The organism is Nitrospina watsonii (assembly GCF_946900835.1).
Classification (GTDB): Bacteria; Nitrospinota; Nitrospinia; order Nitrospinales; family Nitrospinaceae; genus Nitrospina; species Nitrospina watsonii.
The window spans coordinates 362,933-382,664 of the sequence record NZ_OX336137.1 but is presented as its reverse complement, the minus strand read 5'-3'; the positions used below and the strand labels follow the sequence as shown (position 1 = coordinate 382,664).

General features: G+C 60.0%; 19 protein-coding genes. 7 read left to right on the top strand and 12 right to left on the bottom strand.

The window, feature by feature from the left end; all coding sequences use genetic code 11:
* Positions 1-526: 526 nt before the first annotated feature.
* Positions 527-1,093, top strand: coding sequence for a hypothetical protein (locus tag QML71_RS01715; protein WP_282010170.1), 567 nt, complete (start codon positions 527-529; stop codon positions 1,091-1,093).
* Between the two features lie 427 nt (positions 1,094-1,520).
* Here the strand turns inward: QML71_RS01715 and QML71_RS01710 are convergent, their stop codons facing one another.
* From QML71_RS01710 to QML71_RS01700, 3 genes are all read right to left on the bottom strand, one after another.
* Positions 1,521-1,865: a tetratricopeptide repeat protein gene (locus QML71_RS01710; RefSeq protein WP_282010169.1), complete on the bottom strand. Its 345-nt coding sequence runs from the start codon at positions 1,863-1,865 to the stop codon at positions 1,521-1,523.
* Positions 1,866-1,909: 44 nt separating this feature from the next.
* Entirely contained in the window at positions 1,910-2,824 is a 915-nt protein-coding gene (locus QML71_RS01705; protein WP_282010168.1) for a tetratricopeptide repeat protein, read from the bottom strand.
* A gap of 90 nt (positions 2,825-2,914) precedes the next feature.
* On the bottom strand, positions 2,915-3,334 hold the full coding sequence (locus QML71_RS01700; protein ID WP_282010167.1) for a secondary thiamine-phosphate synthase enzyme YjbQ: 420 nt from the start codon (positions 3,332-3,334) through the stop codon (positions 2,915-2,917).
* Positions 3,335-3,727: 393 nt separating this feature from the next.
* Here QML71_RS01700 and QML71_RS01695 point away from each other — a divergent pair, with 393 nt between their 5' ends.
* The 4 genes from QML71_RS01695 (at position 3,728) to purM (ending at position 8,155) form a co-directional block, all read left to right on the top strand.
* Positions 3,728-5,152, top strand: coding sequence for a Glu/Leu/Phe/Val family dehydrogenase (locus QML71_RS01695; protein ID WP_282010166.1), 1,425 nt, complete (start codon positions 3,728-3,730; stop codon positions 5,150-5,152).
* A 78-nt stretch (positions 5,153-5,230) separates the two neighbouring features.
* Positions 5,231-5,488, top strand: coding sequence for a hypothetical protein (locus QML71_RS01690; protein WP_282010165.1), 258 nt, complete (start codon positions 5,231-5,233; stop codon positions 5,486-5,488).
* The gene (locus QML71_RS01685) at positions 5,485-7,008 is read left to right on the top strand and encodes a sodium:solute symporter family protein (protein ID WP_282010164.1); all 1,524 of its coding nucleotides are present in this window, start codon (positions 5,485-5,487) and stop codon (positions 7,006-7,008) included. Before QML71_RS01690 ends, QML71_RS01685 begins: the two co-directional genes overlap by 4 nt.
* Positions 7,009-7,048: 40 nt before the next feature.
* On the top strand, positions 7,049-8,155 hold the full coding sequence (gene purM / locus QML71_RS01680; protein ID WP_282010163.1) for a phosphoribosylformylglycinamidine cyclo-ligase: 1,107 nt from the start codon (positions 7,049-7,051) through the stop codon (positions 8,153-8,155).
* On the opposite strand, the gene QML71_RS01675 is transcribed toward purM, so the two are convergent.
* Positions 8,065-8,535, bottom strand: a complete 471-nt coding sequence (locus QML71_RS01675; RefSeq protein WP_282010162.1) for a hypothetical protein — start codon at positions 8,533-8,535, stop codon at positions 8,065-8,067. The two genes, purM and QML71_RS01675, sit on opposite strands and share 91 nt — an antisense overlap.
* Before the next feature lie 21 nt (positions 8,536-8,556).
* On the opposite strand from QML71_RS01675, the gene QML71_RS01670 reads away from it, so the two are divergent.
* Positions 8,557-9,006: a hypothetical protein gene (locus tag QML71_RS01670; protein WP_282010161.1), complete on the top strand. Its 450-nt coding sequence runs from the start codon at positions 8,557-8,559 to the stop codon at positions 9,004-9,006.
* 30 nt (positions 9,007-9,036) lie between these two features.
* Here QML71_RS01670 and QML71_RS01665 read toward each other — a convergent pair whose 3' ends face one another.
* From QML71_RS01665 to QML71_RS01650, 4 genes are all read right to left on the bottom strand, one after another.
* Positions 9,037-10,218, bottom strand: a complete 1,182-nt coding sequence (locus tag QML71_RS01665; RefSeq protein WP_282010160.1) for a sensor histidine kinase — start codon at positions 10,216-10,218, stop codon at positions 9,037-9,039.
* Positions 10,219-10,650: 432 nt separating this feature from the next.
* Positions 10,651-12,009: a sodium-dependent transporter gene (locus QML71_RS01660; protein ID WP_282010159.1), complete on the bottom strand. Its 1,359-nt coding sequence runs from the start codon at positions 12,007-12,009 to the stop codon at positions 10,651-10,653.
* 52 nt (positions 12,010-12,061) lie between these two features.
* The gene (locus QML71_RS01655; protein ID WP_282010158.1) at positions 12,062-12,817 is read right to left on the bottom strand and encodes an amino acid ABC transporter ATP-binding protein; all 756 of its coding nucleotides are present in this window, start codon (positions 12,815-12,817) and stop codon (positions 12,062-12,064) included.
* On the bottom strand, positions 12,814-14,289 hold the full coding sequence (locus tag QML71_RS01650; protein ID WP_282010157.1) for an ABC transporter substrate-binding protein/permease: 1,476 nt from the start codon (positions 14,287-14,289) through the stop codon (positions 12,814-12,816). Before QML71_RS01650 ends, QML71_RS01655 begins: the two co-directional genes overlap by 4 nt.
* 103 nt (positions 14,290-14,392) lie before the next feature.
* Between QML71_RS01650 and uvrC the strand changes: the two genes are divergently transcribed.
* On the top strand, positions 14,393-16,225 hold the full coding sequence (gene uvrC, locus QML71_RS01645) for an excinuclease ABC subunit UvrC (RefSeq protein ID WP_282010156.1): 1,833 nt from the start codon (positions 14,393-14,395) through the stop codon (positions 16,223-16,225).
* Positions 16,226-16,230: 5 nt separating this feature from the next.
* Here the strand turns inward: uvrC and QML71_RS01640 are convergent, their stop codons facing one another.
* The 4 genes from QML71_RS01640 to QML71_RS01625 all read right to left on the bottom strand — a co-directional run bounded on the left by QML71_RS01640 (position 16,231) and on the right by QML71_RS01625 (position 19,671).
* Positions 16,231-16,452, bottom strand: a complete 222-nt coding sequence (locus QML71_RS01640; RefSeq protein WP_005006091.1) for a type II toxin-antitoxin system HicA family toxin — start codon at positions 16,450-16,452, stop codon at positions 16,231-16,233.
* Positions 16,453-16,653 (bottom strand): type II toxin-antitoxin system HicB family antitoxin, encoded by a 201-nt coding sequence (locus tag QML71_RS01635; RefSeq protein WP_282010155.1) that lies wholly within the window; start codon positions 16,651-16,653, stop codon positions 16,453-16,455.
* A gap of 388 nt (positions 16,654-17,041) precedes the next feature.
* Complete coding sequence (locus QML71_RS01630) at positions 17,042-18,673, bottom strand: methyltransferase domain-containing protein (protein ID WP_282010154.1); 1,632 nt, start codon at positions 18,671-18,673, stop codon at positions 17,042-17,044.
* Positions 18,674-18,687: 14 nt separating this feature from the next.
* The gene (locus tag QML71_RS01625; RefSeq protein WP_282010153.1) at positions 18,688-19,671 is read right to left on the bottom strand and encodes a ParB/RepB/Spo0J family partition protein; all 984 of its coding nucleotides are present in this window, start codon (positions 19,669-19,671) and stop codon (positions 18,688-18,690) included.
* Positions 19,672-19,732 lie beyond the last annotated feature (61 nt).

The window sequence follows — 19,732 nt, the reverse complement described above, 5'->3', positions numbered from 1 at the left end:
AAGGAGGGGACTGAGGGGAGGTTTTGGAGCTTTCCTCCTTTAGAGAAACCAAAAAGCAACCCCACCCAGCCCGTCACTCCTTGAGTGCCCCGTAAAAAGGGGAGGAGGGAAGTGCTCTCCCCGGACAGGGTCCGGCCCCCTTTACAAGGGGGGACCGGATTTGTCCTCCATCCAATCTTCGTTAATTCAACAGCAATCCCCCACCACACGTTCAAAATTGCGCCCGTTGACCCTCGCCGGGACTGCCGGGCAGTAGCCATTTGCCTCGGACGCAGTCCGCGCCCACGGACCATCGCAGAGACCACCGGGCAATAGCCGCTTGCCCCCGCCACGCGGGTGAGAAGGGTTTTCAATATCAGTTTGCCAAATGATTTCCCGGAAAAGCTTGCACCGCGGCGGGTGCGATTTCATCTAAATAGTACAAAGGGATATTGCGATCCGGGCGCTGCCCGGGCTAATCTTATAATAGGTGACTATTATTCTTTGTCCCGTAACTTGCCGCTACGGTGAAAGGGGGGCATCACACATGACGACCAAACAAACGATGTATCAGGAAACCATGGCCGAAGGACCGAAGATGGCCAAGGACATGGTGAAAGGCGCCGAGACCACCCGTGCTTTTCTGACAGACCTCACCGACGCACTCAAGTTTCTTGTGCAGAAAGGTTTCTGGAAAAGCTGGGAGCGCATGAAAGAGGAGATCAAATTTTTATACGGCAAGTTCACCGCATTCGACTACGTCTGCGGCGGCATCAGTTTCGCCCTGTGGGGATTTGGCATGCTGATCGGTGCGATCGGCACCGGTCTCCTGCTCTACCAGGTGATCCTGTGGTTGCAGGCCGGTGACTGGCAGTTCATGCCGTTGATGATGGTCTGGACGTTTCTGTTCGAAGGCACGGCCCTGCATGGCTGGATGACCAGCCCCGAGTCATGGCTGGGACTGCACACCCTGCTGGAATGGATTCTGTCCAACATCCCGATTTCCGTAGTGTTGATTCTGGGCGGCGCCGCGTTGAGCGGATTCATGGTCGCGGTCATCGTCGCCGCGCTGACCATCCGCCGCTTTCAGTTCGTGCAACAGGAAAAGAGCTGACCGCCAAGGGTGGGTTCTTGAAATGGAGCGGCAGACGAAAACGTCTGCAAGAGATGGGAGGCCTCTCAAGGTCTCCCATTTTTTTTGTGCCTGAAAGTCTTAGGGATGAGGGAGATTTTAAGATCCCCCCTTGCAAAGGGGGCCAGGGGGATTCTTCCGCTGTCATCCTGAACGGTAGTGAAGGATCTCGATGCCTAAACCCACAAACATAGATTCTTCGCTGACGCTCAGAATGACAATTCAGGTGGCGTTGTCATTCTGAGGAGCGGGAGCGACGAAGAATCTATGGGTTTCGGTTTGCTCCTTTGTTGAGAGAGAAGGCCATATGAGCAAAAAGGAAGGTCATTGGATAACCCCTCCCATCCCTCCGGGCGTGGTCCGGCCTTCGGAGAAAGGGGAGCCGGTCTTCCCACCTTTCAAAGAAGGATCATGAAGCGCCGGGGGCCAGCTCCGGGTATTTGCGGTAGAGTTTGTTGAGCAGGCGTTGTGCGGTGGCTTGCTTGGAGGGGTCGTTCTTTTGCAGGAACAGATCGCGCGCCTTTTCGGCATGGCGCACGGCCTTGACGCCCTGCCCGATCTGGTCGGCCACCAGTCCCAGGTTGAAATGCGTCGCCGGGTGATCCGGCTGGTAAGTCAGCGAGGCTTCGAATTCGGTGATGGCTTCGTCCAGCTTTTTGGCGCGGCGCAGCTGCCAGGCTTTTTTGAAATGGCGCTCCGCCGGGTCCATCGGCACATCACAACTGCCATTTTCGTCCTGCGTGGAATCGTTCATGGTCTGCTCCTTGCCCCCACCTTACCGCGCCGGCCGCCGTGCCGTCACTGAAAAATATCCTGCGGGCGCATCTTGAAATGTTCCAGCATGACGTCCTTGGCCTGGCGCGCCTGCGCAGTCCAGTTTTTGTCGCCGCGCGCCTCATACAGATCCTCCGCCAACTGGATGTGACGGATGGCGGGACCGGACTCCTGCTGCTTGTAAAAAGCGCGTGACAGGTTGTAATGCGCTTCCGCCGATTTGGGGTCGAGATCCAGCGCCGCCTGCCCGGCCAGGATGGCCTTGTCCAGCCGTTCCATTTTCAGGTAGGCGGAACTCAACAGGTTCCACGCCTTGATGGAACGGGGATTGTTGCGCGCGCCACGCTTGATCACGAGGACGGCTTTGGCATCGCGGTCCTGCCGCATCAGGATTTCACCCAGCGTCAGGTACGGCAAGGTCAGGTTCGGGTCCAGCCGCACCGCCTGCTTTGAATATTCGATGGCGCGATCCACTTCCCCTCCCGCCAGGTAGCAGGCCCCGACCAGCGCCTGCTCACGCGCCCGGTCGGGTTCCAGCGCCAGAGTCTTCTCCGCCAACTCCAGGGCGCGCGGGTAACGGTCAAACTTATAACTGAGCCACGCGCCAAGAGCCAGGTACTCCGGGTTGGTGGTCTCGTTGTTCAGCAGGGGCGCCAGTGTGGACATGGCTTCCTCCCACCTGCCCTGCTGATAGTATTCTCTGGCATCGTTGAAGCGCGAGGCGGCGAGAAAATTGTCTTTTTTCAGTTCCTCGACAAACACCAGCTGCAACGGGTTGTTCGTGAAGTACACGTAATAGCCGAACCCGCCCAGCAGCAACAAGGTCACAGAAAGGATCTGCAACCATCTCCTTTTGGTTCTGGCCTCCACGATCAACTCCGGCTGGCTGTTTAAAGAGGGCACATCGGGGGTCATAGCGATGACATCGAAGCGCTTCATGCTTCTCTATCGGCTGTGATCCGGGTTTGTTTAGTGTAAAGGATTGCCGGGCCCGGTCAAGCCGTATTCGCACGGCGGAGTTCGCGGATTTTATTCGCCCAGCAGGTGCAGAACGATTTTACGCCGATGCGGCTGGGTGCGGTGTTCGAACAGGTACACATCCTGCCAGGTACCGAGCGCCAGCCGCCCGCCCAGAATCGGAATGGCGATCTGCGTTTGCGTGAGCGCGGCGCGGATGTGCGCGGGCATGTCGTCCGGCCCTTCGGCATCGTGCCGGTATTGCGGATCGCCGTCAGGCACCAGCCGCGTGAGGTACCGGTCGAGATCGTGCAGCACGTCGGGGTCGGCGTTTTCCTGGATCACCAGCGACGCCGAGGTGTGCCGCAGGAATACCGTCAGCAGGCCCGTCGTCATCCCCTGCTCCGCCGTCCAGTCCACCAGTGTGGCGTTGATGTTGTGCAATCCGCGTCCCCGTGTGGCGACAGCGAACTCGTGCGTGCGTTGCTGCATGAATCCTTTCCTTTGGCAAGAAACGAGCCGGTCCGAAACGGTTTCCATATTACCACGTACCAACCCCTTTCCGTGGAGCCGGGAAGCGCTGTCCTGAGAATGACAGCAACCCATAGATTCTTCGTCACCTGCGGCTTCTCAGAATGACCCGGCTGAACCGGGAGTCAACTGGGTGATGTCCGGTGGGCGAACCCTGGCCCGTAGGTTTGTTTGCCGCGGGCCACGCCCGCTGTCATTCTGAGCGCAGCGAAGAATCTATGTTTAGCTCTTTAAGTGAAAAAAAGAGCGGGCCTGAAAAGACAAATTCCCCACGCGGGTCATTTTTTCCTGTAAAGCGGAACGGAAGCGATTTACATTGATAAACGGACACTAATCACAGGGGAGAGGACACTCATGTCCAAGGTGACCACGCAGGAGAAAAGTTTCCGCGAAAACGTCAACCTGTCGTTCGACCTCGCCGCCGCCACGCTGGACATCCCGGAAGGGCTCGCCTACTTCGTCAAAGGCGCGGTCAACGTGTACCAGGTGCGGTTTCCGGTACGCATTCACGGTCGCTTCGAGAGTTTCATCGGCTGGCGCGCCGTGCACAGCAACCACAAGCTGCCGGTCAAGGGCGGCATCCGGTTTTCGGAAATGGTCACGCAGGACGAAGTCGAAGCGCTGGCGGCATTGATGTCCTACAAATGCGCGCTGGTCAATGTGCCCTTCGGCGGCTCCAAGGGCGGCCTCGTGATCGATCCCAAAAAATACGAAGTGGACATCCTCGAGCGCGTCACCCGCCGCTTCGCGTACGAGTTGATCAAGAAAGACCTCATCAACCCGGCGCTGAACGTGCCCGCGCCGGACATGGGCACCGGCCCGCGCGAGATGGCGTGGATCGCCGACACCTACATCCAGCACCGGCCGACCGACATCAATCACCTCGCCTGCGTCACCGGCAAACCCGTATCGGCAGGCGGCATCCGCGGCCGCGTCGAGGCCACCGGGCGTGGCGCGGTGTACGGATTGCGCGAATTCTTCCGCCATCCGGAAGACAAAAAACAGGCGCACCTCGAAGGCACGCTCGATGGCAAACGCGTCATCGTGCAGGGGCTCGGCAACGTCGGTTACCACGCCGCCAAAATATTGCAGGACGAAGACGGCGCCAAGATCGTCGGCATCATTGAATGGGACGGCGGCCTGTACGACTCCGCCGGACTCAACGTCGATGAAGTGTCCGAATTCAAAAACGTGCACGGCGGCGTCAAAGGCTTCCGCTGCGAACAGTTTTACGACGACGGGCGCGACCTGCTGGAAGAACCCTGCGACATCCTCATCCCCGCCGCCATGGAAGGCGTCATCACGCTGGAAAACGCGCCGCGCATCCAGGCGAAGCTGATCGCCGAAGCGGCGAACGGTCCGGTCACCTTCGACGCCGAAACCGTACTGCGCAAACGCGGCGTGTGGCTGATCCCCGACATCTATCTCAACGCCGGCGGCGTCATCGTCTCCTACTTCGAGTGGATCAAAAACCTGTCGCACATCCGCTTCGGGCGCATGACACGGCGCTGGGAGGAAACGCAGAACGAACTGCTCATCCAGGCGCTGGAAAGCAACGGCCATAAGATCGAAGGCACTCTCGCCGCCAAACTGATGGTGGGGCCGGGTGAGGGAGAACTGGTGCTTTCCGGTCTTGACGACACCATGCGCGAGGCGTTTCAACACATGCGCGAGTATTTCTGGCGGCACGAGAACGTCGAGTCGTACCGCATCGCCGCCATGGCCATCGCCATCGAAAAGATCGCCAACAGTTATCTCGAAATGGGCGTGTATCCGTAAGGGCTATCACTCAATTAATCTTCAACGTGGAACCCACTGCGTTCTCTCCTTTCCATCAAAAGTTTTGCATCTTGGATAATGAGCAAACCATCTTCCAGTCAAAAACCCACCTCCCATACGGTAAGCGATGCCCTGCTGCCCCGCTGGGTGTGGGGCGTGTTCCTGTTGCTGATCGTCGCCATGCTGCCGGTGTGGCCGCTCGCGGGACGCTGGTTCGGCGTGCCGGCGTGGGCGGCGTTTGCGTTGCTGGTCAGCGTGGTCACCAGCGGCTTCATCGCCTGGGTGACGCTCTTTGTCTGGAAGAACCCCGATGACGACGAGGACTCCGCCGCATGACGGACCTGCCTTTCGGCCCCGGCGCGCTGTTGGTCGTCGCAGTGTACATCCTGTCGCTGCTCGCCATCGGCGGGTATGCGTACTCGCGCCGGAAAGAGGACAGCCTCAACGATTTTTTCCTGGGCGGGCGCGAGATGGGTTTCCTCGTGCTGGTGTTGACGCTGTACGCCACGCAATACAGCGGCAACACGCTGTTCGGATTCAGTGGCGCCGCCTACCGCGAAGGCCTGCGCTTTCTGGTGTGCGTGCACTTCATGACCGCCATCGTCATCGCCTACCTCATCTTCGCGCCGCGCCTGCATCGCATCAGCCATCAGCAGAACTTCATCACGCCGGGCGATTACATCTACCACCGCTTCGGCAGCCACGCGCTGCGCATCGCGGTGACGCTCATCATGGTCTATGTGCTGTGCAACTTCACACTGGCGCAGATGAAGACGCTGGGCACCGCGTTCGCGGGCATCTCGCAGGGACGCATCCCGATGTGGGTCGGTGTGGTCGGCCTGGCCCTCATCATGCTGGTGTATGAATCGCTGGGCGGTATGCGCAGCGTGGCGTGGACCGATGTCATCCAGGGTGGCATCCTGATGACCGGCTTCGTGCTGCTCATGTTCCTCGCCTTCACGCAGATGGGGAACCTGCCGGCGGCGCTCGACACCCTGGCGGCCGACCCGGTAACGCGGCATAAAATCGAACCGCCGACCGCCGAAGGCGCCCGCACCTGGTTGAGTTTCATTGTGATGGTTGGTCTGGGCGGCGCCATTTATCCGCAGGCACTGCAACGCACCTACGCCGCGAAAAACGGCGGCACCTTGAAACGGTCGCTGGCGGTGATGGGGGTCATGCCCTTGCTCACGGCGGTGATCGCCGTCCTGATCGGTGTGCTGATGGCGGCGCACCACCCGGACCTCGATCGCCTGTTCCTGGCCAAGACCGGCGAGGCGGTGGTGCCTTCGGAAACCGTGCTGGCCCTGTTGTGCCGGGAGGTGATGCAGGCCTCGGCATTCGGTTACTGGCTGGTGGTGTTCATTTTCGCGGCGATCCTTGCCGCCGTGATGTCCACCGCCGACTCGGCGCTGCTCAGCATCAGTTCCATGCTGACGCAGGATCTGTACGGCCAGTACGTGCGGCCGGACGCGACGCAGGCGCACCTGACCCGCGTCGGTAAAATTTTGACCTGGGTGCTGATGGCGCCGATCACCGCGCTGGCGCTGGGTTATGACGGCACGCTCATTCAACTGCTCAAAATCAAGTTCGACCTGCTGCTGCAATGCGTGCCCGCGTTTTATCTGGGCGTGCACAGCGACCGCTTGAACGCCCGCACCGTGCTGGCGGGACTGGGGGCGGGGTCGCTGCTGGCGGTGGGGCTGAACTTCGCCGGCGATCTGGGTCTCGCGGCGGTCAACCTGCCGAAAGTGTGGGGCATCCATTCCGGCGTGTGGGGGCTCGCGCTCAATCTCGGCGTCTGCGGATGGGGGCTGCTTGCCGCTCCCAAAAAGATTCAACCGGCCCCGCAATGATGATATAGTGTGCGCGAATCGATCAACCTCAGACCCCATCATGCCGAACTCAAACCCAGCCCACACCTCCAAATACGAAGAAAGCGGCGTCAGCCAGACCGGCGCGGAGACCGCGCTCGGCCACCTGCTGAAACACGTTCTGCCCACCCGGCAGTTCAACACCCAGTTTCCCGTGAAGGCCGACATCGGTTATTTCGCCAACGTCATCGACCTCGGCAACGGCCAGGGCGTGGCGTTGTGCACCGACGGCGTCGGCACCAAGATGCGCGTGGCGGAACTTTTGAACCAATACGACACCATCGGCATCGACTGCGTGGCCATGAATGTCAACGACCTCATCTGCATCGGCGCGCGTCCCATCAGCATGGTGGACTACATCGCCTGCTCGCACATCGAAGCGCACGTGTTCGATCAACTGGGGCAGGGACTGGCCGAAGGCGCAAGGCAGGCGGGCATCAGCATTTCCGGTGGCGAGATTTCGCAGATCGGCGAGATCATCACCGGCATCGACCTCATCGGCGCGGCGCTCGGCCACATCCACCTCGACCGCATCAACACCGGCCAGCACATCCAGCCGGGCAACCTGATCCTGGGACTGGCGGCGAGCGGCGTACACAGCAACGGCCTGACCCTGGCACGCCGCGTGCTTCTGGGCGAGACGCCGGAGATGCAGCAGGAACGCGTGCATCAGTACGAATCGGCGCTGGACCGCACACTGGGCGCGGAGTTGCTGGAACCGACGCGCATTTACGTGCAGCCGGTGCTGGAGATGTTTGAGGCGGGCATCGACCTCAAGGCCCTCGTGCACATCACCGGCGGCGGACTGCTGAACCTGCTGCGCGTGCAGACCCAAAACATCCGCTTCGTCATCGATCCGGTGCCGGACGTGCCGCCGGTATTTTCACTGATCCAGCAGCGCGGCGATATCACCGATGCGGAAATGTACGAGGTGTTCAACATGGGCGTCGGCTTCTGCATCGTGGTCGAGCATGCCAACGACGCCGAAGCGGTGCAGAAGATCTGCAAGCAGCACAGCATCTCCTGCCATGGCATCGGCTACGTGGAAACGACGGATGCCGGGCACAACGAAGTGGTTGTCCCCTCTAAAAATCTCATCGGCTCGGGCAGCCGTTTCTCCGCCGCGTAAACGCTCAACCGCCGGCCCGGCGCCGGGGTCTGGCCGGCCTGTTCCCACGAAGGTTTTTCCGGAGGAATCGTTGCGGCATCCTGCCATTGCGGTTTCAAGTTTCCTGCGTACGAATTGTCGATGTCTTTCAGCGTGGCCTCGATGCAGCCTTCCGACAACAGCCACGTGTCCTTCACCACCGGCTTGAGCGCGTCCCGAAACTGCGCGCGGCAGGCGTCGGGACCATGCGCCAGGTACTTCATGGTGCCCGGATAAAAAAACAGGACTTCGACGATATTGGATGGTTCGTAAGGCGGGTCGCATTTTATACTGGACGCGGCGGCCGACACCGGCCCCGTCGCCAGCAGGCATAACAGGAGCATCCCGATCATTCGTTTCATGACAACCTCCATTCGGATCGGATGGGCATACTGCCAGTGTACCAAATCCGATCCCGGCTCACAGCGGAAACCGGGGCGGCTCCAAAACCCGTGGCGCACGGCTTTGCCGCAGAGGTTCGCCGCATCATGACGCCCGCCAAACCCACTTTCAGGCAGTCGCCGGTCTTCTGGATCCACACCGCCCTCAACGCTGTGGCGGTTGTCACTCTGTTGCTCGTGGTGGGGGATCAGGGGTTCGACGTGCACCACGCCCTGTTTGACGTCGGCGCACCGCTGGGACTGGTGGCGTTGTTCTTTCTGATACCGCTCGGCTGGGTCGGCATCGGGTTGACCAAAAAATCCATCGCATCCGGCGTGCCGCTGCCGCAGCGGTACCTCCTGATCTCCAACCTGTTTCTGGGAGCGGTGTGGATGCTGTCCTGCCTGATGGTGGGCTTGTACGTACTGATTTATTTTTCCGCAGGGACCTGATCGCGGAGTCCCTGTTCCTTGTGGTGGGAGTCAGGCGGCTGCGACGCGGGTGATTTCTTTTTTGGGCAGGCGGATGATAAAGCGGGTGCCGCGGCCGACTTCGCTTTCCACTTTCAATTCGCCTTTGTGACGATCCACCACCTGCCGGCAGATGGCCAGGCCAATGCCCGAGCCTTCCACCTTGTCGCGGGAATGCAGGCGCTCGAACGGCTCAAAAATCATCCCCATGTTTTCGCGGGGAATGCCGATGCCGTTGTCCTCCACGTAAAACTCGTAATCGTCTTCATCCTCACTGAACACCCCGATCGCGATTTTGGGCGCCGTATCGCTCCGGCAGTACTTGAGCGAATTGGATATGAGATTGCGGAACAACAGCTGCATCTGAAACGGATCGGCATTCATGACCGGCAACCGGTTGACCTTGATTTCCGCCTTGGTTTCGATCACGCGGACTTCCAGGTCCTGCACCACTTCCCGCAGCACGCGGTTGAGATCGGTTTCCTCCAGCAGTTGCACGCTCTGCGTGACCCGGCACAGCTTCATCAACCCGTCGATGAGGTTTTCCATGCGGGTGACGGCCTTGCGCATGCGCTGCAGGAAGGAATCGATTTCGTGAGCGATTTCGGGCTGCTGCTGCTCGATCATTTCACTGTAGGCGACGATTTTACGCAGCGGTTCTTTCAAATCGTGCGAAGCGATGGCGGCGAAGTTCTGCAGGTCCTTGTTGTTCTGCTCCAGTTCGCGCGTGCGGTCGGCCACCTTGGCTTCCAGATGTTGCGTGTACTCATTCAGGCGGGCGTTGGTGATGTTCAACAAAACGCGGTCGCGCTGCATGTCTTCCCGCAGGCGGTTGCTCTCTTTCAATTCCTTGCGCAGATTTTCCGTGAGGGTGCCGATCAGCCACGCCGCCAGGATCAAAAACGACGCCCAGACCGTCATGTTCATGTTGAAGTCAAAACGGCTTTCGAGGGTGATCGGCTGGTCCTGATTGGCAAGAAGAAAGTACCAGACCAGCAGAATGGCGAGGAACGCGCCCAGTACGGCAAAGCGGCGACCGATGTAATACCCGGCCAGCACCGCCAGCAGGTAAAACATGTCGAGGAAGGCGATCTTCGAGTAGATGAAATAATTGATCGCCACCACCCCGAGCAGGATGCTCAGGATGATCACCTCGCTGAGGTTTTGTTTTATATACTGTTTAAATTTTTCCACCGGAGCTCCTCAATCCCGTCTCCTCCCTCAATCATAAAGAAATGTTGGAGAAATTATCAAGTCATCCGGCTTGCCTGCAAAAGGTTTTGAGTGCCTTCCATCTCCGATGCTTATGGGGGCATCCTGAATCCACAAGTCTCTCAGACCATCGACTTAGGTAAACGGAACCCACCTCCCCATGGAGCTAAGATTTTCCCATGTTTGCAGACAAAACAAAAGCCTTTTCCCGGCAAAACAGATTTAAGCAATTCAATCAAAAAGCGTTAGAGTCCTGCACCGCAGACCCTATAAATTTACACCTTCTGTTATTATAAGGGACGCGCGCCGAATGTCAAACCCGCCGGAACCTTTTCAGGCCCTCTCTCCGGGGGGGACATGCCGCGCCTTGCGGCCCGGTCCTTTTTCGGAAAACCAATGCCGACGCCGGGGGGGTCAGTCGGCGGGAATGAAGTGCGTGATGAAGACAATGGCGACGGCGACGGGGCTGATGTATTTCAAAGCAAACTCCCAATACCGGGCCCAGTGGAAGGTGGTCTCGTGCCGCTCGATTTCCCGGTGCGCTTCTTTCGTGCCCCAGATCCAGCCGACAAAAATCGCGGTGAGCATGCCACCCAGCGGCAACAGGTAATTCGAGGAGATGGTGTCCACCAGGTCGAAAAAGGTCATGCCAAAAAAGGTCACATCCTTCATCAGACCGAAGGACAACCCGGAAGGAATGCCGAACAGGTAGATGATGATTCCGGTGGTGATCACTGCCTTGTTGCGCGGCCAGCCTTTTTGATCGATGAAGTACGCCGACACCGATTCCAAAAGTGAAATGGCTGAGGTGAAGGCGGCGATGGCCAATAATGCAAAAAAGATGACGGAGACAACGGTGCCGAACGGCATGCTGGAAAACACGGCGGGCAACACGTTGAACACCAGGCTGGGTCCACTTTCCGGCTCCAGTCCCATGGCGAAGACCGCCGGAAAAATCACCATCCCCACCAAGAGCGCGATGAAGGTGTCGAACATCACGACGTAGAGGGTGCAGGAGGTCAGGTTCTCTTTCGACGACAGGTAACTGCCGTAGGTGATGAGGCATCCCATGCCGAGACTGAGCGAGAAGAATGCCTGCCCCATCGCCAACAGCACGGTCTGCCCGCTGATCTTGCTGAAGTCGGGGTACAGGTAAAACTTCACGCCCTCAATCGCGCCGGGCAGGGTGAGCGAACGGATCATCAACAGCATCAGCATGATCACCAGAGTCGGCATCAAAATGTCGCAGGCGCGCTCGATGCCGCCATGCACCCCCTTGATCACGATGGCCATGCACAGCATCATGAAAATCGTGTGGTACATCAGGATCTCGCCGGTGTTGGCGATGAACGCGCCGAAAAATGCGCCCGCTTCCGCCGACGAGGCGAAGTGGTCCACGACATGCGTCAGCGACTTGACGACGTAGGCCAGTGTCCAGCCGCCGACGACGCCGTAAAACGACAGGATGAGGAATCCCGCCAGCACCCCCATGTACCCGACCGCGACCCACGGCGTGCCCGGTTTCAATGCATTGAAAGCGCCGACGGGGTTGAGATGGGTGCGGCGGCCGATGGTGAACTCGCACAACATGATGGGCAGGCCGACGACGCAGATGCAGACGAGATAAATGAGGACGAACGCGCCGCCCCCGTTCTCGCCCGTAATATAAGGAAACTTCCAGATGTTGCCCAGCCCCACTGCCGAACCGGAAGCGGCGAGGATGAAGCCGAGGCGGGAAGCCCAGAAACCGCGTTGTTTGTCGTCTGTCTGCATACCTTGCAATTATAGAGGTTCGTTCCCGTGCCGCAAGAAGCCACCAAGTATATCAGCGTTCCAGAAGCCTTTTTAAAAAATTTCGGGCGCGTTCGGTTTGCGGCCGCGAAAAAAACTCCGCGGGCGCGCCCTCTTCCACCACCTCGCCGCGGTCGAGCATCACCACCCGGTCGGCGACGCTGCGGGCGAAATCCATCTCGTGCGTCACGATCAGCATGGTGATGCCTTCATCCGCCAGCTCGCGCAAAACGCGCAGCACTTCGCCGACCATTTCCGGATCGAGCGCCGAGGTGGGTTCGTCGATCAACACGCAGTCGGGGTTCATCGCCAGCGTGCGGGCAATGGCGACACGCTGCTGCTCGCCGCCGGAGAGGTCTCCGGGATGGCGGTTGGACAGATTGTGCAGATGCACCTTGCCGAGCAGGGCACGCGCCCGCACTTCGGCATCGGCCCGCGGCACACCCAGCACCTGCATGGGAGCTTCGATCAGGTTCTGCAGCACCGTCATGTGCGGAAACAGGTTGAACTGCTGGAACACCATGCCGGCGCGGATGCGCAGGGCGCGCACGCGTTGCGGGTCCGGGGCGCGGTGGCCGCCGGTTTCGGTTCCCGCAATCTCCAGGTCGCCGACGCGCACGCGGCCTGCTTCAAACAATTCCAGCGCGGCGATGCAACGCAGCAGGCAACTCTTGCCTGCGCCGGAGGGGCCGATCACCACATGCACGCCGCCGGACGGCACGTCGAGATCGATGCCACTCAAAAGCGTGTGCTCACCGATGCGTTTGGTCAGGCCCTCGACGTGGATCATGCGGTCTTCAACCTCTTCTCCAGATGCGTGGACAACAGCGAAAGCGGAAACGCCATCATCAGGTACAACAGACCGGTGAGCAGTCCCAATTCCAGAAAGCGCATCGACGACACGGCCAGCATGTTGTAACTCTTGGTCAACTCGACGATGGCGATGATGGACACCAGCGACGTGTCCTTGAACAGCGAAATGAAATCGTTGGTGACCGGCGGCAGCACCACGCGCACCGCCTGCGGGATGAGGATGCGGCGGTAGATCATGAACGGCGTCATGCCCAGCGACAACGCCGCCTCCCACTGCCCTTTCGCCACGGCTTTCAACCCGCCGCGATACACCTCCGCTTCATACGCGGCGTAGTTCATGCCCAGTCCCACCACCGCGGCGGTGAAGGCGTCGAGGCGGATGCCGACATTGGGCAGCCCGTAATAGATGATGTAGAGTTGAAGCAACAGCGGCGTGCCGCGCACAATCTCAATGTACGTGACCGCCAGTCCGCGCAGGATCGGTCCGCCCAACTGCCGCATGCCGGTCAACGCCAGTCCCAACGCCACGGCCAGCGCCATGGCGAGAATCGAAATGATCACCGTCATGCCCGCACCCTGCAACAGGATCACGAGGTAATGCTGCATGGCCATGCCCTCCGCCACGTCGATCACCCGCCGCGCGCTGTGATCGGTCGCCGCCAGCGCCAACTGGCGGTCGTTCCACAGCCCCCATTTTTGATAAATGGATTGCAGCGTGCCGTCGTCATACAACTTTTTCAAAATGGCGTTGAGCGTCTCCACAAATTCGGCGTCGCCCTTGTGGACGGCGATCACGTACAGCCCCTCGCCCACCGGCGGCCCGGCAAAGCGCAGCGCCGGGTCGGGAGCGGCGTAGTGCTGCGCGATCGGCAGATCCAGGAACACCGCATCGAGCCGTCCCAGCTTGAGGTCACGGTACGGCTCCACCTGACCGGGGTACACGCGCACCGTCACACCGTTTGTTTGTTTCAGGATGGATTGAGCGACGGAGTTCACCAGCGTGCCGACGGTCATGCCGGCCAGATCGCTCACCGTCTCAATACGCGTATCCTCCGCGCGCACCGCCAGTTGCTGCTGGTAGATGTAGTAGGGCCGGGTGAGCGCCACGGCGCGGGACCGCTCTTCGGTCCATTCGAGGCCGTTCATGGCCATGTGGAAATCGCCGCGTTGGAGTGCCGGGATCAGTGACCCCCAGTCGTTCTGCACCATGCGCGCGGTGACGCCGAGCTCGGCGGCGAGGGCGTCGGCGAGATCGACTTCGAAGCCGATGAGCTGGGACGGGTTGGCGGGATCGGGAAACACATAGGGCGCGCCGCCTTCGGCATCGGCGCCCCACAACAACGTGCCCGTGGCGCGCACCGCATCCCGCGTGGAGGCCGCCTGGACCGGGCCGCTCCCCAACAGCAAGGCTCCCAAGAGAACGGCGGCCCACGTTTTGAAGGAAGTCATGATTCGTCCGCAGGAGAGGGAGTGGCGGCGGGTTGGACGCGTGCGATATAATCTAAAATGAACTGGATCGAACGATCCGCCATGCATGCAAAGGAAGGTCGCCTTGCCCCCGAATGATTCCATCAAAGAAATTCTGAAAACCATCCCGAAACTTCCCGGCATTTATATCATGAAAGATAAAGCCGGAGAAATTCTTTATATCGGGAAGGCCAAGTCCCTCTACAGCCGGGTGCGTTCGTACTTCACCGAGTCGCGCGACCACGCGCCGCGCACGCGCATCTTCGTGCGCAAGGTGGCGGACATCAAGGTCCTCACCACCAAAACCGAGCAGGAAGCGCTGATCCTCGAAAGCAACTTCGTCAAAAAACACCAGCCGCGTTACAACGTGATGCTGAAGGACGACAAGCATTACCCCTACCTGCGGCTGACCACGCAGGAGACGTACCCCAGGCTGGAAGTGGTGCGGCGCGTGAAGAAAGACGGCGCGACCTATTTCGGTCCCTACACCATGGTGCGCGAAGTGCGCGAGACCATCCGCCTCATCTACAAAATCTTTCCTCTGCGGCAAAGCAGTGACGAGCTCGACGGCAACGCCAAACGGCGGCCCTGCCTCAACTACCACATGAAACGCTGTCTCGCCCCCTGCGCCGGGCTGGTCTCGCCGGAAGACTACGCCAGGGTCGTCAACGACGTCATCCTGTTTCTCAAAGGCAAAAACTCGGAGCTGCTCGACAGCCTGAAAGCGAAGATGGCCGACGCTTCCGAAGGTCAGCGTTACGAGGAAGCGGCGGTGTTCCGCGACAAGATCGACGCCGTCAACACCGTGCTCGACAAGCAACGCATCATCTCCACCTCGATGGAGAACCAGGACATCGTCGCCTGTTACACCGAAGCCAAAGCCACGATGGTGCAGGTGCTGATCGTGAGGAACGGCAAGATGCTCGCCGAAAAACTGTTCAAGATGAACAATCCGGAAGAAGAACCCGACGCCGAAACCCTGGCCTCCTTCCTCAAACAATATTACGCCGACGAAACCCTCTTCCCTTCGGAGATTCTGGTGTCGCACGACCTCGAGGACCGCGAACTGATCGAGGACTGGTTGAGCGAAAAACGGCAGGCCCGGGTGAAGATCGAAATCCCGCAACGCGGCAAGAAACGCCAGCTCGTGCAGATGGCGGAAGAGAACGCGCGCTTCGCCATGCGCGCCGAGCTGGACAAGGGCGACGTCGCCACGCGCAGCCTCGAAGAATTGCGCGAGACGCTCGGGCTCAAAAATTTTCCGAAAACCATCGAGGGCTTCGACATCTCCAACATCGGCGGCACGCACGCGGTGGGATCGATGGTCTATTTCCACAACGCGAAAGCGGAAAAAAGCAAGTACCGGCGGTTCAAGATCAAGACGGTGGACGGCATCGACGACTACGCCATGCTGACGGAAGTGATGACCCGGCGGTACGCGCGCCTGCTCGACGAAAACAAGCCGCTGCCCGACCTCATCCTGATCGACGGCGGCAAGGGTCACCTCAGCACCGGTTATCGCGTGTTGCAGAGCCTGGAACTGGAGGAGCGCATCGATCTCGCCTGCATCGCCAAGGGCAAGTTCCGCACCAATCTCGATACCGACGAAGTGTTCCTGGTGGGACGAAAGGACTCCGTATCCTTCAAAGAGAACTCGCCATCGCGATTTCTACTGCAACGCGTGCGCGACGAGGCGCACCGCTTCGCCATCGATTACCACCGCAGCCTGCGCGGCAAGAACGCGCTGAAGTCGCCGCTGCAGGACATCCCCGGCATCGGCAAGAAACGGCACCTGTTGCTGCTGAAAACCTTCGGCAGCCTGGAGAACATCAAACACGCTTCGCTCGAAGACCTGCAACAACTCCCCGGCGTCACCGCCCCCCTGGCGAAGAAGATCAAGGACGCGGTGAACGTGTGACCTTCTCACAAATTTCGAAATTCTTCAGAGGTAATGTTTGCCTGGCGAAGCAGTTTCTTTAGGAGCCCGATTCCGATCTCTTTGTGCTGGGGAATGGAGAGCGTGTATTCATAATCCGGTTTGACCATCATGACATGCGAGCCTTTTTGTCGTTCCACCTTCCAACCCGCTCGTTCTAATTTTTTGACGACATCAGCACCGGAAAAACGAGGCAAAGAAGGACTCACTTAAATCAGAACCTCGATCATTTGGGTGGGATCGATCTTGCGCTTGGATTCCATCACTTCCATCCAGCCTTCGATGGCTTCCTTGATGTTGGCGACGGCTTCTTCCTGCGTCGTGCCCTGAGACAGGCATCCCGGCAATGCAGGCACCTCCGCCACATACATGCCGTCTTCATCCTGTTCGATCAACACATGGAGTTTCATTTTCTGGGAGTCTCCTTGGTTTATGGGAGTGGAACTATATTAACGTGTCTCCAAAACTTTGCCAACGCTCATTGAGTAAGGCCTCGCCTCTCCACCTTTTCAATGCCTAAATCAGATCGTCATCCTGAACGAAGTGAAGGATGGTATTTGAATGAAACTGCACAGGCATCGAGATCCTTCGCTCACGCTCAGGATTTCAGTGGAAGAATCCCCCTGGCCCCCTTTACAAGGGGGGATCGACCGATCTCCCGCTCGCAATTTCATCGGTGTTCATCCGTGTTCCTCTGTGGCTCCTCTACGAGGAGGGGAAATGGGTGTATTTGAAACGGGCCCTCAGACCCTCGCTCGCCCAGCGGGCATTACCCGTTCCTTCCGGGCGGGGGCCCGGTTATTTCTTATGCGCGATGATGAGGTAGCGCGTGGACCAGCAGGTGTCGGCGCTGGGGGCGATGGGGTCCAGGGTCACGGCGTCGAACACATCGACGCGGCCTCCAAAGGCATCTTCGAACCAGCCGCGCACGCGCGCCAGGGGCGGCAGGGTGCGCCGGTGACGGCCTTCGTCGGTGAGTTGCAGGGTACCGTGCAGACGGCTGACATTCAAAATGGCGCTGCGCTGAAACAGGTGCCCGCCGTCCTCAATCAGCTCCGGCTGGCGCAATGAAATCACCTTGCCGCATTTCGAGCGGATGACGTGCGGATAGACGCGGATGTGGTCGGGGGTGATGAAGTCGCCGACGAAATGCCCGCCGGGGCGGGTGATGCGCGCCGCCGTGCGCACGGCCTGTTCCATCTCCTGCGGCAACAGGTATTGAAACACGTTGAGGCCGTTGAAGGTGACGTCCCATTCGCATTCCTTGAGGTCGAGCAGGTCGCCTTCCCACGCGTGGATGCGGCGCTCGGCCACCTTCACCATGGCCGGCGATTTGTCGATGCCATGCATGCAATCGCGTGACACGCGGCCGCGCCGCACCAGATGGTCTTCCACGATGCCGGTGCCGCAGCCCAGCGACAGAAACCGTCCGCCGCCGTGGTCGAGTCCATACTGGCGGAACGCGAATTCCAGGTAGCTTTCCATGAACGTTTCGAGGCACGGCCCGCCGACGACGGCGTCGTACAACTCGGCGTAGGTGTCGAAGGGATCGGCGCGGTCGGTCTCTTTGCGCAACCGTTCCTGCAATACCGCGGCGGTCTGCACTTCGCCGCGCAGGCGCTGCCAGTAACCGAGATCGGTCATGCAACCGGTGCCGGGATCGACGTGCAGCATGAGGTCGGACTCGAACGCGTGCCAGTGCTTCGCGTCGAACAGGTCGTCGATCAGGCGCTGGTCGCGCGTTTCCAACCGCGGCGGCAAGGGCGCCTGGGCGCGCATGCGGTCGAGGCGGCGTTTCAATTCCACCTGGTGGCGCAGGCGCGTCATGAAGTCGGGCATCGGCCCGGCGATGCGCGCGGTGATGGCCGCATCCGGCAGGGCGAAGAACACGCCGTTGTTGGTGAGGTGCACCTGCCCCGCGTCGAGATCGAAGATGCGCGCGCTTTCGGTGATGCCGCCGCGCCGCCCGACGCATCCGTACAGATGAAAGGTGAGGAACTGGATGCCCGAGGTGTTGCCCATCTGGTGCACCCACTCGTGGCCGACGTGCATCACCTCGCCCGGCTTGAGGCGCGTCCGCGACTGCGTGTGCAGCTCGCCGTTGATCAGCCAGAACGACGCGTGCTCCGCCGGACCGAATACCTGCACCGCCCCCCACTGCGCGTAGCCGTGGTCGTGCAGGGCGGAGACGTCGCCGGGGTTCCACGACATCACCATCATCTCGTAATGACCGCCGTCGTGCACCAGCCGCCGGCCGTAACTGTCTTTCACCGGGTGATCGAAATAGGCCCAGGGCATGAGGTCGATCTGCGCGAGGTCGGCGGCGCGCAGAATCGCCGCTGCGCGCTGCGGACTCCAGTGCGTTTCCTTTTCGACCACCTCGATCAATGCTTGCAGGGAATCGGGAAGGGGTGGGGATGTCGCTGCCATCGGCGCGCCCTCCTTTAGTCGGTCGGGTCTTTGAGAATCCGCAGCAGGTCTTTCAGGGCATCGGCGTCGCAGGCCCCGAACAGCTTTTCCACCTGGCGGGTCAGTTCCGCTTCCGTAGAAAACCTCATTTCCAGTTTAACCAGATCCTGCTCGAAATTCTCCGGCAACTTCAATTTTGTTTTGGCATCGAGATGCAATTGCTCGGTGGCCCGGCGCACGCGGCTCTGCAGATCCGACAGGTGCGGGTAGCGCCTGGCGTGCAATTGTTTTTGGATGGCGTCGTACTGCTCATTCGTGGGCAGCGCCGGGTCGTCGAGGATTTTAACGAGGGCCGCGTGTTGCAGGACGTCGGCGGGGGCGATGCGGTCGCGCATGGCGATCTCGTCCACCGTTTCCAGCACGGCGCGCCATTTGTTGTGGCCGGGACGCAGCCGGGCGAACAGGCGTTCGGCGGCGACGCGGTCGGCCTCTTCCCACTTCGTCATCACCGCGAACACGCGCAGGGGGATGTTGAGTGCGTGCATGAGGCGTTGGAACGACTCCGTAAACACACGCACGTTCAGCAGATCGACGGCGCGCTTGCGGTGTTTGGCGTCGCCCAGCACCGGCAGCGCCAGCGTCACCAGTTCCGTCTCCTTGATGCCCGCATCGCGCAGGCGGTTCAACAGGCGGCCTTTTTCGATGTCGCTGTACTGGCGGTGGGCGCGGTTTTCCTGCAGGTTCCACATCAGCCGGTCGGCGTCGGTCATCGCCTCCAGCACAAATGCAGGCACCGTGCGCAGTTCCAACGCAGCCGCCACCTGAAAGCGGCGGTGACCGCAGACAATGCGGAATCGGTTTGCATGCGGCACCAGCACCAGGGGATGGGTGATGCCGATGGCGCGGATGGACTCGGTCAACCCGGGCGGCGCGGGATCGAGGCCGAACGCAGTCAGCGACTCCGTCTCGATGGCTTCCCGCGGCACCCGTTGCAGTTGTGTGGAATGATTCTCTGCCATGTCCGGTCTCCGGCGCGTTCCTTCATGCGTTCCATCAAAGGATATAGTAAACTGATAAGAG

Bases quoted from the DNA above. Each gene is read 5' to 3' on its own strand.
- QML71_RS01625 (WP_282010153.1), bottom strand. From the start codon at position 19,671: ATGGCAGAGAATCATTCCACACAACTGCAACGGGTGCCGCGGGAAGCC.
- QML71_RS01655 (WP_282010158.1), bottom strand. From the start codon at position 12,817: ATGATCCACGTCGAGGGCCTGACCAAACGCATCGGTGAGCACACGCTT.
- QML71_RS01630 (WP_282010154.1), bottom strand. From the start codon at position 18,673: ATGGCAGCGACATCCCCACCCCTTCCCGATTCCCTGCAAGCATTGATC.
- QML71_RS01660 (WP_282010159.1), bottom strand. From the start codon at position 12,009: ATGCAGACAGACGACAAACAACGCGGTTTCTGGGCTTCCCGCCTCGGC.
- QML71_RS01675 (WP_282010162.1), bottom strand. From the start codon at position 8,535: ATGAAACGAATGATCGGGATGCTCCTGTTATGCCTGCTGGCGACGGGG.
- QML71_RS01635 (WP_282010155.1), bottom strand. From the start codon at position 16,653: ATGAAACTCCATGTGTTGATCGAACAGGATGAAGACGGCATGTATGTG.
- QML71_RS01695 (WP_282010166.1), top strand. From the start codon at position 3,728: ATGTCCAAGGTGACCACGCAGGAGAAAAGTTTCCGCGAAAACGTCAAC.
- purM (WP_282010163.1), top strand. From the start codon at position 7,049: ATGCCGAACTCAAACCCAGCCCACACCTCCAAATACGAAGAAAGCGGC.
- QML71_RS01700 (WP_282010167.1), bottom strand. From the start codon at position 3,334: ATGCAGCAACGCACGCACGAGTTCGCTGTCGCCACACGGGGACGCGGA.
- QML71_RS01705 (WP_282010168.1), bottom strand. From the start codon at position 2,824: ATGAAGCGCTTCGATGTCATCGCTATGACCCCCGATGTGCCCTCTTTA.
- QML71_RS01670 (WP_282010161.1), top strand. From the start codon at position 8,557: ATGGGCATACTGCCAGTGTACCAAATCCGATCCCGGCTCACAGCGGAA.
- QML71_RS01710 (WP_282010169.1), bottom strand. From the start codon at position 1,865: ATGAACGATTCCACGCAGGACGAAAATGGCAGTTGTGATGTGCCGATG.
- QML71_RS01690 (WP_282010165.1), top strand. From the start codon at position 5,231: ATGAGCAAACCATCTTCCAGTCAAAAACCCACCTCCCATACGGTAAGC.
- QML71_RS01650 (WP_282010157.1), bottom strand. From the start codon at position 14,289: ATGACTTCCTTCAAAACGTGGGCCGCCGTTCTCTTGGGAGCCTTGCTG.
- QML71_RS01685 (WP_282010164.1), top strand. From the start codon at position 5,485: ATGACGGACCTGCCTTTCGGCCCCGGCGCGCTGTTGGTCGTCGCAGTG.
- QML71_RS01715 (WP_282010170.1), top strand. From the start codon at position 527: ATGACGACCAAACAAACGATGTATCAGGAAACCATGGCCGAAGGACCG.